The sequence below is a fragment of the Sphingomonas sp. QA11 genome (assembly GCF_028473665.1).
GTDB lineage: Bacteria > Pseudomonadota > Alphaproteobacteria > Sphingomonadales > Sphingomonadaceae > Sphingomonas > Sphingomonas phytovorans.
In genome coordinates, this window is sequence record NZ_CP098774.1 from 508,824 (window position 1) to 523,689 (window position 14,866).

Annotated in this window: 16 protein-coding genes; 7 read left to right on the forward strand and 9 right to left on the reverse strand. The window is 65.5% G+C overall.

All coding sequences use genetic code 11. The features are described 5' to 3' along the window. Positions 1 to 9 precede the first annotated feature (9 nt). Positions 10 to 1,446: a hypothetical protein gene (locus NDN01_RS02455; protein WP_272625553.1), complete on the forward strand. Its 1,437-nt coding sequence runs from the start codon at positions 10 to 12 to the stop codon at positions 1,444 to 1,446. 62 nt (positions 1,447 to 1,508) lie between these two features. After that, complete coding sequence (locus tag NDN01_RS02460; protein WP_272625554.1) at positions 1,509 to 1,853, forward strand: hypothetical protein; 345 nt, start codon at positions 1,509 to 1,511, stop codon at positions 1,851 to 1,853. A gap of 132 nt (positions 1,854 to 1,985) precedes the next feature. On the opposite strand, the gene arr is transcribed toward NDN01_RS02460, so the two are convergent. Further along, positions 1,986 to 2,399, reverse strand: a complete 414-nt coding sequence (gene arr, locus NDN01_RS02465; protein WP_272625555.1) for an NAD(+)--rifampin ADP-ribosyltransferase — start codon at positions 2,397 to 2,399, stop codon at positions 1,986 to 1,988. Between the two features lie 213 nt (positions 2,400 to 2,612). On the opposite strand from arr, the gene NDN01_RS02470 reads away from it, so the two are divergent. After that, positions 2,613 to 3,275 carry a CatB-related O-acetyltransferase gene (locus NDN01_RS02470; protein WP_272625556.1) on the forward strand — a complete coding sequence of 221 codons (663 nt, stop codon included), beginning with the start codon at positions 2,613 to 2,615 and terminating at the stop codon, positions 3,273 to 3,275. A 114-nt stretch (positions 3,276 to 3,389) separates the two neighbouring features. Here NDN01_RS02470 and NDN01_RS02475 read toward each other — a convergent pair whose 3' ends face one another. The 4 genes from NDN01_RS02475 to NDN01_RS02490 form a co-directional block, all read right to left on the reverse strand. Continuing rightward, positions 3,390 to 3,545: a hypothetical protein gene (locus NDN01_RS02475; protein ID WP_272625557.1), complete on the reverse strand. Its 156-nt coding sequence runs from the start codon at positions 3,543 to 3,545 to the stop codon at positions 3,390 to 3,392. A gap of 46 nt (positions 3,546 to 3,591) precedes the next feature. Next, positions 3,592 to 4,047 carry a GFA family protein gene (locus NDN01_RS02480; protein ID WP_272625558.1) on the reverse strand — a complete coding sequence of 152 codons (456 nt, stop codon included), beginning with the start codon at positions 4,045 to 4,047 and terminating at the stop codon, positions 3,592 to 3,594. A gap of 194 nt (positions 4,048 to 4,241) precedes the next feature. Continuing rightward, on the reverse strand, positions 4,242 to 4,730 hold the full coding sequence (locus NDN01_RS02485; RefSeq protein WP_272625559.1) for a bactofilin family protein: 489 nt from the start codon (positions 4,728 to 4,730) through the stop codon (positions 4,242 to 4,244). An 81-nt stretch (positions 4,731 to 4,811) separates the two neighbouring features. Then, positions 4,812 to 5,978, reverse strand: coding sequence for a hypothetical protein (locus tag NDN01_RS02490; RefSeq protein ID WP_272625560.1), 1,167 nt, complete (start codon positions 5,976 to 5,978; stop codon positions 4,812 to 4,814). Positions 5,979 to 6,119: 141 nt separating this feature from the next. On the opposite strand from NDN01_RS02490, the gene NDN01_RS02495 reads away from it, so the two are divergent. The 4 genes from NDN01_RS02495 to NDN01_RS02510 all read left to right on the forward strand — a co-directional run bounded on the left by NDN01_RS02495 (position 6,120) and on the right by NDN01_RS02510 (position 11,974). Then, the gene (locus NDN01_RS02495; RefSeq protein WP_272625561.1) at positions 6,120 to 9,314 is read left to right on the forward strand and encodes a bifunctional cytochrome P450/NADPH--P450 reductase; all 3,195 of its coding nucleotides are present in this window, start codon (positions 6,120 to 6,122) and stop codon (positions 9,312 to 9,314) included. Between the two features lie 128 nt (positions 9,315 to 9,442). Continuing rightward, the gene (locus tag NDN01_RS02500; protein ID WP_272625562.1) at positions 9,443 to 10,960 is read left to right on the forward strand and encodes a WS/DGAT/MGAT family O-acyltransferase; all 1,518 of its coding nucleotides are present in this window, start codon (positions 9,443 to 9,445) and stop codon (positions 10,958 to 10,960) included. After that, on the forward strand, positions 10,957 to 11,310 hold the full coding sequence (locus tag NDN01_RS02505) for a phasin family protein (protein WP_272625563.1): 354 nt from the start codon (positions 10,957 to 10,959) through the stop codon (positions 11,308 to 11,310). Before NDN01_RS02500 ends, NDN01_RS02505 begins: the two co-directional genes overlap by 4 nt. Before the next feature lie 166 nt (positions 11,311 to 11,476). Beyond that, entirely contained in the window at positions 11,477 to 11,974 is a 498-nt protein-coding gene (locus NDN01_RS02510; RefSeq protein WP_272625565.1) for a hypothetical protein, read from the forward strand. 41 nt (positions 11,975 to 12,015) lie between these two features. Here the strand turns inward: NDN01_RS02510 and NDN01_RS02515 are convergent, their stop codons facing one another. Genes NDN01_RS02515 through NDN01_RS02530 form a run of 4 tightly spaced genes read right to left on the reverse strand, consistent with a single transcriptional unit; the run spans position 12,016 to position 14,854 of the window. After that, positions 12,016 to 12,804 carry an esterase/lipase family protein gene (locus NDN01_RS02515; RefSeq protein WP_272625566.1) on the reverse strand — a complete coding sequence of 263 codons (789 nt, stop codon included), beginning with the start codon at positions 12,802 to 12,804 and terminating at the stop codon, positions 12,016 to 12,018. 52 nt (positions 12,805 to 12,856) lie between these two features. Next, the gene (locus NDN01_RS02520) at positions 12,857 to 13,393 is read right to left on the reverse strand and encodes a GNAT family N-acetyltransferase (RefSeq protein ID WP_272625567.1); all 537 of its coding nucleotides are present in this window, start codon (positions 13,391 to 13,393) and stop codon (positions 12,857 to 12,859) included. Beyond that, positions 13,390 to 14,463: an alpha/beta fold hydrolase gene (locus tag NDN01_RS02525; protein WP_272625568.1), complete on the reverse strand. Its 1,074-nt coding sequence runs from the start codon at positions 14,461 to 14,463 to the stop codon at positions 13,390 to 13,392. Before NDN01_RS02525 ends, NDN01_RS02520 begins: the two co-directional genes overlap by 4 nt. A gap of 19 nt (positions 14,464 to 14,482) precedes the next feature. Further along, positions 14,483 to 14,854, reverse strand: a complete 372-nt coding sequence (locus NDN01_RS02530) for a poly(R)-hydroxyalkanoic acid synthase subunit PhaE (RefSeq protein WP_272625570.1) — start codon at positions 14,852 to 14,854, stop codon at positions 14,483 to 14,485. Positions 14,855 to 14,866: the final 12 nt, after the last annotated feature.

A 14,866-nucleotide genomic window follows, 5' to 3' on the forward strand; every position in this document is an offset into this window, starting at 1 on the left:
GAAGCGCAGATGGCTCCGGGATCTTCGGAAAACCTGACGGTGGGGGGCGGGAGTCCGGTTCGCCTCGCCATCGCTGCCTCGCTTCTCTGCTGCGTCGCGCTGGCGGTCTGGTGGCCCGGCGTGGTCGAGTATGACTCGGTCGAGCAGTACAAGCAGGTCCTGAGCGGCATTTATCTCGACTGGCACCCGCCGGCGATGGCGCGGCTCTGGGCGGTGCTGCATCCGCTCGGGCCGGGCGCGACGCCGATGTTCGTGGTCCAGTTCGTCCTGTACTGGCTCGGCCTGGGTCTGCTCGCGGCCGCGCTCGCCCGGTCGGGCAGGGTGCGCGCTGGCGTGGCGGTGCTCGCCATCGGCGCGCTCCCGCTCTTCGTCGGATGGCAGGCGGCCGTGCTGAAGGACACCCAGATGCTCGGCGCGATCGTGGCCGCCACGGGGCTGGTCGGCTGGTGGCGCCTCGCGGACAGGCGCGTGCCGATCATTGCGATGGCGGTGGCGGCGGCATTGCTCGTATATGCGATGCTGGTTCGCGCGAATGCCGTCTTCGCGGTCGTGCCGCTGGTCGTGATGCTGGCGCCATGGTCGATGCGGCTCTGGCAGCGCGGCCTCGCCCTTGTCGCGGGCATCCTCATGGTGCTCGCGGTGAGCCCGCCGATCAACCACGGCCTGCTCGGTGCCGACGAGACTAAGGTCACGCGCACCTTGCCGATTTTCGATCTTGCGGGCATCGCGCATTTCTCCGGCGGCGCCGACGTCCTTCTACCGGCCGAGCGAGCGCTGATCGAGCAGCGCCATTGCTATCAGCCCTATTTCTGGGATCCGCTTGGTGACGACGATCATTGCGGCAGCATCGCCCGGCGTCTCGAACTGATTCCGCCGCGTGCTCTTACTACCCTGTGGCTCGGGTCGATCGCACGTCATCCCATCGCCTATGCCAGGCACCGGCTCGCGCATCTCAATTCGACCGATCGCCTGCTCGTGCCGATGGGCAGGCCCGACGCCGCCCCGCCACGCCGGTCGGAACCGAACGGTATCGGTCTCGGTTCCCCGGGACCGGTCGCGTCGGCGATCGCCTGGTTTGGCGGCTGGCTCGTTGAGACACCCCTCGGCTGGCCGATCGCGTGGATCGTCGTCGCTGCCGTCGGCCTGTGCGTCGCGCTGGCCCGGCCACGGAGCCCCGCGCGCGATCTCGCGCTGGCGCTCGCGGTCTCCGGGCTCATGCTTGAGGCGAGCTTCGCCGTGGTGAGCATCGCCTCCGATCTTCGCTATCATCTCTGGCCGATGATGGCGGCGGTGATGGCGACCATCTTGCTGGCCGGCGAGCGGCGGCCGTCGCGGCGGGCGCTGGTCCTTGGCGGTGCGGCGCTGGCGCTCATCGTAGCGGCCGGGGTCACGGCGCGGATATCGTTGCCGCGAAGTCCGACAAGCTATCAGGGCATGCTGGGCTGAACGATCGAACCTATGCGAGCCCGGCACGTTGGAGCGTTTTCTCCAGAAGAAGAGTGCAGCCAATGCCTCACGCCAGCATGATCGTTACCTGCGCGGGGCCGGACAGCCCGCACGCGTTCGACATCGTCCCGCTCCAGCCCCGCAACGGTACGCTCGATGCGATGTGCCCCGTCTGCGTGGGGCATGGGCAATGGAACAGCGAGATCGATCTGGTGAGCTTTCGCTGCAAGCGCGTGATCTGCGATCATTGCCTCGGCGCAGGGTGGGTAGAGACGGGGGACGATCCCATCGGCCTTCCCGATATCGAGATGACGCCTGGGGGCTACCCGCAATGGACCACGCGATATGTCTCGGCTCAGGAACTGACGGAACAGGATCTCGATCGCGCCCGGCTGATCGCACCATAGAACTCTATCCAGCCAGGCCGGAAGCGCCGATCAATTCTTGTCGGTGCCATTCACCGAGCGAGAGATCGACCCTCCCGTTGAAGCCCTGCCGCTATGCAAACCCATCGGAACATGCCGGATAGCGTTCATGTGTCAGTCGATGATATCCGCGCCCTCCGACTTCAAACGGGCGAGACCATCCTTCATCTGCTGCAATTGTTCGGGCGGGTGTCCCTCCCACTTTGTAACTTCGGCAATGACGCGCAGTGGATCGCGGGAGCGATAGGACAGCGTCGGATTGCCGGGAAACTTCTTGTCGGTCAGGTTGGGATCGTCCACGATCGGCCCGGTCGGTTCCACGACGTAAATCCGTTCTCGCCCACCGTTCGCGGCAAGCTCGGCGCCCCAGATCGCAGCATCGAGCGTGCCCGCCAGATATACCCAGGATAGCGGCGTGGCTTCGGTAAAGTTGGATTGGTAGCCGACGACGATCAGGTCTCCGGGTTTCAGGTCGGCCCGTGTTCCGTGGAAGAATGATGGTGAAAACATGCTGGCGGACGCTGACATGGCTCGCGGCTCCTTTGATGCGAATCGAGGGCCGTTTTCATAGGACAAGGGCCCCCGCTTGCGGCAAGCCCCACCATGGGATACACGATAATAGCGGGAGATGCGGCGAGATCCTGCGACTCAGTTTTCAGCGATACGCTCGGGCAGGGCGGCGGATTGACATCGGCCGGCATGGCTTTCGGCCTCTCGGCCTAGTGAACAGATATGCCAAATATGACATGTCGCAAGAAGCATTGGTCCAACGTCGAATATCTTCACGAGACGGTAAAGAATCCAAACATCCATATCCGCGGGCGAGGCAGCTATTATAGCGACGCCTGGTCGGGCTCGTTTGAGCAGAGCGTTGTCCGCTATCTCTATGGCGACGAATACAGCGCAGCCACCTGGGTGTCGCAATGGCCTGTCGACCAGCTCCATATCGGCGATCATGTGTGCATCGGTGCTGAGGCGGTCATCCTCATGGGGGGCAACCACACCCACCGCACTGACTGGTTCAGCCTCTACCCCTTTCCCGAAGTCATCCTCGATGCCTATGCGAGCAAGGGAGACACGGTCATCGGAGACGGCGCCTGGATCGGCATGCGTGCCATGATCATGCCCGGCATTACCATCGGCGAAGGCGCGGTCATTGCCTCCGGTGCGATCGTCACGAAGGATGTCGCGCCTTATATGATCGTGGCCGGCAATCCCGCTGTTCCAATCCGCCAGCGTTTTCCATCGGAGACGGTCGCTGCCCTCCTCGCCCTGGGCATCTACCAGTGGGAAAAGGCAAAGTTCGATGCATTGAAACCGTTCATCTGCTCGGATGATATCGCGGCGCTCGCTGCCGCGTCGTCAAAATATGATGCCGAGCTGGAAGCGAGGGCCCGCGCGTAGCGGAGGACGGTCGCCGGATCGACCTGATCCGGCCGCCGGCAGTGGGTGAGCGTCCGGGTCCGAGATGGCTTCAGGGCAGCGTCTGGCGGGCGGCGTGCCTGAGCGGACGCCCGATCACGCTGGATCGTTCGCGACCCTGGCTTTGACCCTCGCTACGCTGCGTTCGGAAAATTCGGCGAAAAGAGGCCTGGCGCGTTCGATATTCTTCTCGCGGAACGCGGCAATGGCTTCGCGCAGAAGTTGGCGATCGTTCAAGTCGGCGTTGCTCATCTCGACCTCCGGACGACAATAAGGGGACCAGGCGTGGTTCCGACCGTTAAGCTTGCTCGGCAAACTCGGCGAGCAGTTTCCCGAAATCCGCCATCTCCGGAAACTGCGGGTAGCGATGCTTTGCGGGTGTCTTCGCCCAGGGCAGTGCTTCGCTGGTATAGGTCTCCATGAACGGAACGTACCACCCTGCATCGTCGAGCATCGTCGGGCGGACATTGACGAAGCCGACGTCGAACGCGATCCGGCTGAACACCCAGCTCTTGCACCAGTCGCAATGATGATGCTGCGATTGGTCGCCGTGGAGCCCCCCGATCACGGTGTCGCCCTTCGTCACCGTGAAGCCGTCGGTGGGAATGGCGACGCTGAGCGAATAGGCGCTGGCGCTCATCTTCTGGCAGCCGGTGCAATGGCACGCCATCGTCAGCATCGGCGGCTTGTCGATCCGGATGCGCACCTTGCCGCAGCGGCAGCCACCCTCCATCGGCAGGGTCATCTGGGTCATCGCCGCTCTCCCGTTGCTACTGGACTCGCTCCCTTTGCCACGGGCACAATCGTCGCGACAGGGGAGGAGCTTCATGCCGTTCAGGCGCAACCGCCATCCGCCGTCGACATCGCAAGCGCGTCGATCCGATATCAGGACGCGATGGGCAATATCGGCATGTAGGGGGCGGTCACGCTGACCGCCGCCCATAAGGATCAGGCAGCTTCGCCGTTCGAGCTGACCACGATGATGTCCGGCGCCGGGGCCATCGGCGCGTGGCGCTCGAAATTGCGAGCGCCCGCATCGGCGGCGATATGCTTAAGGCGGCCGTCGATCGACGCGCCATTCTCGATCGCGATCGTCTCATATTCGACATCGCCGGTGATCCGCGCGGCGCGCTCGATGGTGAGCTGGCGCACCGAGACCGATCCTTCGATCGCACCGGCCAGGCGCGCGATGTCCGCCTTGACCGATCCGTTGATCCGGCTGTCCGTGCCCTGCACGAAGCTGCCGCAATTCACGTCGCCGTCGATACGGCCGTCGATATGAAGATCGGCCGTTGCTGACACGTTGCCGACGATGGTGACGTCGGGCCCGAGCACCGAGAACATCCCGCGCTTCCCGCCCGAAGGCTGGAGGGCAGGGGCGGGCGGCAGCGTGGCGCCCGGATCGCGGCTATTCCTGCTGTTGTTGAACATCGACATCCGACTGAATCCCCCACTCCCGAATCGCACGAATGGGTCAGATACCTACCATAGGTTACGGTTTTGCCGCAGCGTCGATGGTCAAATCGCGCGTGCCAGAAGGGGATTGTCGTTCGCCGCGGGGTTGAGCAGTGGCCGGGCCAGGAAAAACGTCGCGACGATCATCGCCACCGCGCCGAGCGCGGCCAATCCCGCGACGCCGCTCAGATAGCTGAGCAACGCCAGGGTCGAGCCCGCCTGGACCAGGATCGCGATCGTCAGGCTTGGCTTGTCGCGGCATACCAGGGCCAGGGCCAGGGCCAGCACATCGGCAAGGAAGAAATAGCGTTCATGCATGCGCGGCAGCAGCCCGGCGGTGACGAGCGTCGCCAGCAAGGCGGCCGACAGCAGCGCCTTGTTGTCGAGAATCTGGGTCGAGAAGCGCGCGATATACGCGGCGGTCCCGCCGATCGCGGCGGCGCAGGCAAGGCCGGACAGCGGCAGGCCGAGCGGCAGCGCCTGGAGGATCGCCCAGATATTCGGCGCGTTGAACGACAGCATCTGGAATGTATCCGCCTGGCGAAGATAGATCGTCGCAAGATCGGCTGCTGGCCAGCCCGCCGCCCAGGCCGGCAGCATCGTCGCGATCGTGACCGCGGGCGCGATGAGCCAGAGCCTCGGCGGCACGCGGCGCTTGATCAGCAGCGCCAGAAAAAACGGCGCGACCAGCACTGCCTGTGCCTTGAACGCCAGCGCCAGCCCGCACCAGGCGAGCATCGCGGCGTGCCGGCGATCCAGCGCGGCGGCGATCCCCATCACGCACGGCGCGGCCCATAGCGCGTCGCACTGGCCGAATAGCGTCGCGTTGAGCAGGATGCTGGGCATCGCGAAGACCAGCGCTGCGGTGCGCACCGGCCGGGACGTATCGAAACGGGTGAGCAGGTGCCGCACGGCAAAGGCCAGCGCCACGGTTCCGGCGATCGACAGAAGCTTGATCAGCGTCATGGCCGGCAGCACGCCGTTGAACAGGCTCAGCGCGGCGAGAAGGTAGAGATAGGGCGGGGCATAGTTGGAAAAGGGCTCGGTGAAGGACGCCACCGGGCCGGTCGCGACGATGTGGTCGAACCAGGGGAGAAGATACGTCGTCATGTCCGTGGTGATAAGCGGCATGGTCATCCACACCACGGCCACCCACAGGACCGTCAGCGCCACGGCAAGGGGCAGCGGGACTGATGGCAGGGCGGGGGCGGGCTTGCGAACCATCATCATGCCCCGGCCTTGCCCCAACGGGTGTTGAGGTCACGTTAAGGGGGGAGCCGCCCGCATCGTCCAAGGTTGCGCCCGGCGCTCGGCTGTGTTCCACTGCCGTCCAACGACACGCGCCCTGGAACACAGGGGAAAGGTGGGAGGATGGCGACAACTGCGGTCGAGCGACCCGTGATTCCGTCGCCACCGGGCCTGCCCGTCGTCGGACATCTCCACCAGATCGCCCGCGCCGGGCTGATCGGTCACCTGCTCGCCGTCAGCCGCGACTTTCCCGAAGGCATCTTCAAGCTCAAATTCGGCAGTCGGATCGGCCTGTTCGTCACCTCGCCCGATCTCGTCGCCGAATTGTGCGACGAGACTCGCTTCCGCAAGATGCCCGGGCCGGGCCTGCGCGTGGTGCGCAAATTCGCCGGCGATGGCCTGTTCACTGCGTTCAGCGAGGAACCGAACTGGGGCAAGGCACATCGCATCCTGCTCCCCGCCTTCAGCCAGCGCGCGATGCGCGGCTATTTCGACATGATGCTTGAGGTGGCCGACCAGCTTGTCGGCAAATGGTCGCGCCTGTCGGGGACTGACGTGCTGGTCGCCGACGACATGACCCGCTTCACGCTCGATTCGATCGCGGTCGCCGGCTTCGGCCACCGGTTCAGCAGTTTCGAGAAGGAGGAACTGGACAGCTTCCTCGAAGCGCTGGGTCGGGCGCTCGGCGAATCGCTCAACATGATCACCCGGCTGCCGATCCAGCAGCGCTTCGCCAAAAAGGCGATGCGCCAGTACGAGGCCGACATCGCCGAGATGAACGCGCTGGTCGACGGCATCATCGCCGAACGCCGCCTTCATCCGAACGACGGCAAGGATCTGCTCAACCTGATGCTGAGCGCGGTCGATCCGGAAACGGGCGAGGGCCTCGACGACATCAACATCCGCTATCAGGTGCTTACCTTCCTGATCGCCGGGCATGAGACGACCTCGGGCCTGCTCACCTTCTCGCAGCATCTGCTGCTGCGCCATCCGCATGTGCTGGCCCAGGCCTATGCCGAGGTCGACCGGGTCCTCCCCGGCGACAAGCGCCCTGACTATACCGACATCGTGAAGCTCGAAGTGATCGAGCGCGTCCTGAAGGAGGCGATGCGCCTTTGGCCGACCGCGCCCGCCTTCAGCGTGGCGCCGTTCGAGGATGTCGTGATCGGCGGCAAATGGCACATGCGCAAGGATCGCCCGATCAACGTGTTTTCGCCCGGCCTGCACCGCGATCCCGGCGTCTGGGCCGATCCGGAAGAATTCGATATCGACCGCTGGCTGCCCGAGGCTGAGGCCGCGCGGCACCCCCATGCCTACAAGCCCTTCGGCAATGGCGAGCGCGCGTGCATCGGTCGCCAGTTCGCCATGGTCGAGGCGAAGCTGGCGCTGGCCATGCTGCTCCAGAAATTCGCGATCAGCGATCCCCATGCCTACAAGCTGCGGATCAAGGAAACGCTCTCGATTAAGCCGGACGAGTTCTACATGCGCGTCCGGCTTCGCGCGCCGCACGAGCGGCTGAGCGTCGCCCCCGTCGAGGATCGGGCGGAGGAAGCGCCCGTCGCCTCGGTCTCCGGCACCGGCCAGCGTTTCGCGGTGCTATATGGCTCAAGCCTCGGCACCGCGCGCGACATTGCGGAGGAGATCGCCGAGCGGGCCAATCTCGATGGGTTCGAGACGATCGTCCGGTCGATGGACGAGAGCTTCAAGGGTGGGGCCGCGCCCGAGGACAAGGTGATCGTCATCGTCACCGCCACCTATAACGGGCGCGCGCCCGACACGGCGCTGGCGGTCGAGAAAGCGCTTGATGCCGGGGCCTTTGAGGGTGCCGACTGGAGCGGCGCGCGCTTCGCCGTGCTCGGTATCGGCAACAGCCAATGGCCCAATTACCAGATATTCCCCAAGCGGGTGGACGCCGCGATCGAGGCTGCGGGCGCGACCCGCCTGCTACCCCGCGCCGAGGCTGACGGGCAGGGCGATTTCGATGGCGCCGTCGCCGGTTTCGTGCGCGATCTGTGGAAGGCGCTGGGCAGCGATTCAGCGCCGAGCGAGTCGGTCTCCACTCTGTCGCTCCAGCCGATCGATACCTCGGCGGCGCGCGCTGCCGCCTTGCCGGAACATGCCCAGCAGCTTGAAATCGCCGGCAATGATGAGATGATCCTGCCCGCCGACGGTCTGTGGGATTTCGCGAAGGAGCCGCCGCGCCCGTCGACCCGTTTCATCCGCATCCGTCTGCCGCAGGGCCAGCATTACCACACTGGTGATCACATCGCCGTCTATGCCCATAACCGCCCCGATCTGGTCGAGCGCGCTATGGACCGGCTCGGCCTCAAGGGCTCGACCCAATTGCGCGTGGACGGGCAGGGCGGGCGCTTCCGCCACCTGCCGCTCGGCCAGACAGTGACGGTCAGGCAATTGCTGACTGATTTCGTCGAGCTGTCCGATCCGTTGCCCCGGCGTGCTCTAGCGGTGATCGCCGCGCAGACCCGCTGCCCCAACACGAAGCGCGACCTGGCGCGGCTGGAGGAGGCATTCGATGCAGAGGTGGCAGGCAAGCGCCTCACTCTGCTCGACCTGCTCGACCAGCATCCTGCCGCAGAACTCTCGCTCGACTCGCTGGTCGAATTGTCGGCGGCGATCTCCCCGCGATTCTATTCGATCGCGTCCAGCCCGCTGGTGTCGCCCGACGTCGCCGAACTGATCGTCGGCACCATGGCGGCGCCCGCTTGGTCGGGCCTTGGCGAGCATCGCGGTTTCGCCTCCGGTTATATGCAGGGCGTCGCGCCGGGCGATCAGGTGTTCGGCTATGTCCGCCGCCCGAACCCGCCCTTCGCCCCGCCTTCCGATACAGGCGTGCCGATGATCCTGATCGGCCCCGGCACCGGCTTCGCGCCCCTGCGTGGCTTCATCCAGGAACGGGCGGCACAAAAGGCGATGGGGAAGGAGGTTGCGACAAGCCTGCTCTTCTTCGGTTGCCGCCATCCCGATCACGACTGGTTCTGCCGCGACGAGATCGAGGGCTGGGCGCGGGACGGGGTGATCGATCCCTATCTCGCCTTTTCCGCTGTCGACTCTCATCCGTGGAAGTTCGTTCAGGAAGCACTCTGGGCCGAACAGGACCGCGTCTGGGCCGCGCTCAGCGCCGGCGCGCAGATTTTCCTGTGCGGTGACGGACGTTTCATGGCGCCCGCGGTGCGCGACACGCTGATCCGCATCCAGATGCAGCAGGCTGGGGACGAGCATGCACAGGGATCGGCATGGCTTGAGGAACTGATCGAGGACGGACGCTTCCACCAGGACGTGTTCGGGTTTGGGAAATAAAGGCCCTCTCCCCTCCGGGGAGAGGGCAGACGAGCGGAGCGAAGTCGGGAGAGGGGCAGTGAGGGAAGGGCGGTTCGACACACTGCCCCTCTCCCCGACCCTCTCCCCGAAGGGGAGAGGGAGTACGCATGCTTCAGCTATCGGGCCAGGACGCCTCGTTCGTCTATCTGGAGACGCCATATACACCGATGCATATCGGTTCGGTCGCGATCTACGATCCCTCGACCGCGCCGGGCGGTTTCGTCCGCTTCAAGGATATCCTCAACTTCATTGGTTCCCGCCTCTCCGGCGCGCGCAGCTTCCGCCAGCGCCTCGTGCGTGTTCCGTTCGATCTCGATCATCCTTACTGGATCGAGGACCCCGAATTCGATATCGAATTCCACGTGCGCCACATCGCGCTGCCCAAGCCCGGTGACTGGCGCCAGCTCTGCATCCAGGTCGCCCGCCTCCACTCGCGCCCGATGGATCTCAACAAGCCGCTCTGGGAATTCACCGTGATCGAGGGGCTCGACAATGTGGAGGGCCTTCCGCCGGGCTGCTTCGCGCTCCTCTCCAAGGTCCATCACGCAGCGGTCGACGGCATGTCCGGCGTCGAGATGTCGACCGCCGTCCATGATCTCGACGCGAGCATGGCGCGGCCCAGGGAGCAGGACCAGTGGAAGCCGGAGCATATGCCCAATGTGGCCGACCTGCTCACCCGCAGTTATTTCAACTCGCTCCGCCAGCCGATGCGCGTGGTTGAGACGATCGGCCGCTCGCTCCCCGGCATGGCCAGGCTGGCGGCGACCGTCGGCAAGGGCGAGGTCAGCCTGTCGAATACGAAGATGGCGCCCAAGACCCGCTTCAACGGCAAGGTCTCGCCCCACCGCGTGTTCGACGCCGTGCCGTTCAGGCTCGCCGACATTCGCGCGATGAAGGATGCCGTGCCCGATGCGACCGTCAACGACGTCATCCTCGCGATCGTCGGCGGCGGCCTGCGCACCTATCTCGAGGACAAGAACGAGCTGCCCAGGGAATCGCTCACCGCGATGGCGCCGATCTCGGTGCGCGGCGAGGGCGAGAAGGCGGCGCTCGGCAACCTCGTCTCGGCGATGGTCATCCCGCTCGGCACGCACATCGCCGATCCGCTGGCGCGGCTGAAATATGTCCATGACGAGGCGGTCAATTCAAAGGCGATGACCAACGCCGTCGGCGCGCGCAGCCTCGCTGATTACAGCCAGCTTATTCCCTCGGGCCTCGCCGGTCTCGCCGCGCGGCTCTACACGAGGATAGGGGCCGCGAACACACACGCACCGGTGTTCAACACGGTCGTCACCAATGTGCCTGGTCCGCGCGTCCCGCTCTATTTCTGTGGCGCGAAGATGCTGGCGAGCTACGGTACCGCGCCGGTGTTCGACTCGATGGGCCTGATCAATCCGGTCTATTCCTATGGCGACACCATCGCGATCTCCTTCACCGCCGACCGGGGCATGATGCCTGACCCGGAAAAATATGCGGCGGCGCTCCAATCGTCGTTTGAAGCGTTGAAGGCAGCGACGCTCGGCGGAACGCAGCCAGTGAAACCCAAAGCCGCGCCCAGGCCAAGGGTCGCGGTCAAACCCAAACCGGCGGCGAAGCCGGCACCTCGCAGGAAAGGAGCAGCATGATGGCCGAGAAAAAGAGCACCACGGAAAAGGTGAAGGACACGATCAACGAGAAGATCGTCGATCCGGCGAAGAAGGCGGGGGAGGCGATGCGCGCCTCGGGCGCCAAGGTCGCTGAGGGAGGCTCGACTGTGAGCATGAAGCTGATCGACCAGGCGGAGAACAATGCCCGCCAGGCCTTTGCCGCGATGCGCGCCGCCGCCGCGGCCAAGGACCTGTCCGAAGTGATGAAGGTGCAGGGCGATTACCTGCGCGACCAGGGTAGCCGCAGCATGAGCCAGGCGCGCGAGATCGGCGAACTGATCATGCAGATCGGCCGCGATGCCGTCGCCCCGCTGAAAGGCGACAAATAACCTTTCGCCCTCTCCCTCGCGCGAGGGAGAGGGCGAAAATATCCGGTCGTCGGCCCGCCTGCGCCTCTCCGAACATGACAATAAGTTCATTTGAACCCGCTTCGGGAGAGGCACATCGTCCCCGCATCCTGCCGCCGGTACCCGGCGGCTTCAGGGGAGAAGAGCGATGTCGCGATGGTCGATTGCAGCCTGTGTCATCACGGGCACCATGCTGCTGGCGGCGGCGCCCGCTTCGGCGCGCAACTATGATTGTTCGAAGGCAGGCAACGCCAAAAAGGCGGCGTGCAAGGGCGCGGCGGTTGCCGCGCCCAAGCCAGCGGTGAAGCCGGCACCCGTCGTGGCGGTGAAACCGGCGCCCGTGGCGGCGGCCAAGCCGGCCGCGGTTCCGGCTGCCGCCCGGCATTATGACTGCTCAAAGGCGGGCAATGCCACAAAGGCAGCCTGCCGCGGCGTAACGCCCGCCGCACCTGTCGTCGCGGCCCGTCCCGCACCGGCCCCTGCGCCGCGCCCGATGCCGGTTTCCCATCCGCAGCCGATGGCGCGGCCGGCTGCGCCCGCGCAGCCGACTGGCCGGATCGTCGCCTGGACGACCAAGACCGGCAAGGTCGTCCACTACGACTGCTCGAAGGCCGGAAACCTCAACAAACAGGCCTGCAAGCAATAGCGGAAGTGCCCGGGCCCGTTATCGGGTCCGGGCCTCAGCTTCTACGCATGCCCGGCAAAGGGATAGACAAGCGCTTTCAGCCCGTTCCGCTCGAACGGCCGCCAGTCGTTCTCAGCCTGGGAGAGCCGGTCGGCGATCGCGTAGAGCACCGCCGGGTTCACGCCGAGCCCGCAATGGCTGCCATGCACCTCGATATTGTCGGTCTCGGGCCCGCGCGGCTCGATGCAATTCTGCCACGCGACCACCCCGTCCTCGCGCGAATAGATCGCGGTCGAGGGCACCGGCGGCGGCGCCGCGCTCTCGCGGAGCTGGCTGCGCACGTCCGGATCGTCGATCTTCTGCCCGGTCAGCACCTCATAGGCGCGCCAGACATTGGTCGCGCGCGGCGTGCCGGTGAAGGGTGATCCGAGCGAGATAACCTGCCGCACTGCCTCGGGCGCTCGGCGTGAAAGCTGGCGCGCCATCACGCCGCCCAGGCTCCAGCCGACCAGGCTGACCTTCTGGCCCGTCGCCTCATTGATCGCGCGCAGCCGCTCGATCAGTTTCTCGCCCTCATAGCCGATCGCCTTGGGGCCAAGGTTGCGGCCGAGCCCCCACTCATGCGCGTCATAGCCGAGATTGCTCAGGAACCGCCGCAGCACGGTGGTCGACCTGTCGCTGGTGACGAAGCCCGGCAGGACCATCACCGGATGTCCGTCGCCGCGCGGCGCGGTGGCGAGGATCGGTGCCGCAAGGCCGAGCGAGCCGAATTCGGCAAGCGCGCGCGGCAGCTCGGTAAAGGCGAGAAGCGCTGACGGCGGCCGTATCTCTTCGGCGCTGGGTGCGGTCATTCGGTCATCCTTCCTGTACATGCAGTCTGAACGTGCTGCATTGCGATATGGTTCATTCGTCGATCCCGAACGCCCGGTGCTGCGCTGTAACCCGCGCGACGTCATGGGCCAGGATCGCCAGGTCGTGCGGCTTGCCGTCGCGGTCGCGGACATGGTCCTTCAGCAGCGCCTCCGCGCGGAAACCCAGGCTCTCGAACAGCATCACCGATCCGATCTGGTCGGGGGTCATCTGCGCCGTCAGCTTCTCGAGCCCGCGCTCCATCGCGACGGTGTAGATCGCCTCGAGCAGGTCGCGGCCGATCCCGCTGCCGCGCTTGCCCGGCGCGACGAGCAGCCGGATCTCGCCGACATGCGCGCTCCAGCCAAGCGGATCGCGCACCAGTGCCGCGGTGCCGACGAACTTTCCTCCATCCTCGGCGACCAGACTGTCGATCCAGCCTTCCTCGATCGCCGACTGCCAGGCATCGACGACGCGGGGATGCTTCAGGTCGCGACCCAGGAACAGCAGGTCATGCTCGGGCAGGGTGTTGGCGAAGGCGAGCATCGCGTCGCGGTCGCCCGGCGCGAACCGCCTGATGTGATGGCTCATGTCGACCTTTCCCCCAACCACTCGACCAGCCTCGGCCATAGCCGCTTGATCGCGTTGCCCCCGGCGACGAGGCTGACATGGCCGCCCTTCAATGTCACCTGTTCCTTGTCGGCCGATCCGATCTTCTCGATCAGCGGCGCGGACGCAGCAGACGGCACGATATGGTCGTGCTCGGCGGTGACGTGAAGGAAGGGCGCGGTGATCCCGCCCAGGTCGATCCGCCGTCCGCCTACCTCCATCGTGCCGTCGTTGAGCTCATTGCCCCACATCAGCTTCTTGGTCGTCTCGCGGAAATATTCGCCCGCCAGCGGCAGCGTGTCGCTCGCCCAGCGATCGAACATGCGGAAGGATTTGACGTACTCGTCGTTCCAGAGGTTATCGATCAGCCTGATATTCCCCGCGATCCGCGCGCCGGGACGCAGCATGTCGAACGCGGTGTAGAGATAATCCGCCGGGCAATTGCCGAACGTATCGACCAGCCGGTCGACATCGAAGAACCGCTTGTCGGCCCAGGCCTGGAACATCTCCATCTTCGAGAAATCGACCGGCGTGGTGAAGGTGACGAGGTTCTTCATCGGCGCGCTCGGGTGCAGCGCGGCCCAGAGCAGGGACAGCACGCCGCCGAAACAATATCCGACGACGGTGAACTCCTCCTCGCCGGTCTCCCGCTGTACCCGTTCGATCGCCGAGGGGATGAAATCCAGTACATAATCGTCGAGTTTCAGGCCCTTCTCGTCCGCGCGGGGCGGGCTCCAGTCGAGCATGAACACGTCGAACCCGGCCTTGAGCAGATATTCGACCAGGCTTTGCCCGGGCACCATGTCGAAGATATAGCCGCGATTGGTCGTCGCCATCACCAGTAGCAGCGGCACCCGATACACCTCGTCGGTCATCGGGCGATATTGATAGAGGTTCATCGTGCCGCGCTGGATCAGCAGATCCTTGGGGCTGGCGCCGAGCACCGGCGCGGGCGAGGCGAAATAGTCGAGCCCCTTGAAGTTGCGCTGCAACGCGCGGTCGAACGCCGTGCTGGCCTGGGTGAACAGGTCGGGGGCGTTCCGGTCGGCCATGGTCAGCGCCGCGACCCGCTCAAGCCGGCTTCTCCGGCGGCTTGCGGGTGCGCTTGGGCCTTGGCCGCTCCGACGGCGCGATGCCTTGCGGAACGCCTGGGGCCTGGGCCATCAGCAACGCCTCGATCCGACCGACCGACTCCTCGATCCGCCTGACGCGGGCCGACAGGTCCTCGACCTCGCTGCGGCTCGGCATGTTGGCGGCGGCCAGCGCCTTGTCCATCATCTGGTGCGCGGCTGCCTGGGCGGTCATCGTCGCGCTGCTGGCGCCCTGCATCACGCGCGAGAATTCTCCCGACTTCATCACCTGGCCGCCGAACTGGTTGGCCATCTGCTCCCACTGGCCGAGCATTTCGCGGAAGAACGCGCCGGGGTCGGGTGGGGTCGTCATGCAACCGCCATC